Here is a 510-nt window from a genome sequence, read left to right as displayed (position 1 = left end):
TGTTCTTTGAGAACTCAACAGTGTGCCGATGAATGTCAGTGCCAAATTTTTTGGTACTCCGCCCCGTCTTTCGATGGGGTGGGTATGTCGATTGTCTTGCACCCCCGTGTGGGATGGTCGACGAATTTAGCTAGTTTGAGTTTTTTTGCTAGTGATTTGACTCGATGTCTATGACTGATTAGCTGGTTTCGGCCGGCGAATCTAGAGTCTTCAACGGAGAGTTTGATCCTGGCTCAGGACGAACGCTGGCGGCGTGCTTAACACATGCAAGTCGAGCGGTAAGGCCCTTTCGGGGGTACACGAGCGGCGAACGGGTGAGTAACACGTGGGTGATCTGCCCTGCACTTCGGGATAAGCCTGGGAAACTGGGTCTAATACCGGATATGACCAAAGGCTGCATGGTTTTTGGTGGAAAGGTTTACTGGTGCAGGATGGGCCCGCGGCCTATCAGCTTGTTGGTGGGGTAATGGCCTACCAAGGCGACGACGGGTAGCCGACCTGAGAGGGTGA

The 510-nt window shown here is 53.3% G+C and carries 1 rRNA gene; it reads left to right on the top strand.

The features are described 5' to 3' along the window. Positions 1 to 210: 210 nt before the first annotated feature. Positions 211 to 510: ribosomal RNA gene (locus tag ACFSJG_RS10965) — 16S ribosomal RNA — on the top strand; the annotation flags it as partial.

Origin of the sequence: Rhodococcus gannanensis (genome assembly GCF_042681175.1) — a bacterium.
GTDB classification, from domain to species: Bacteria; Actinomycetota; Actinomycetes; order Mycobacteriales; family Mycobacteriaceae; genus Rhodococcus_G; species Rhodococcus_G gannanensis.
Note: the sequence above shows the minus strand (reverse complement) of the source record. Positions and strands in the feature narration are given on the sequence as shown.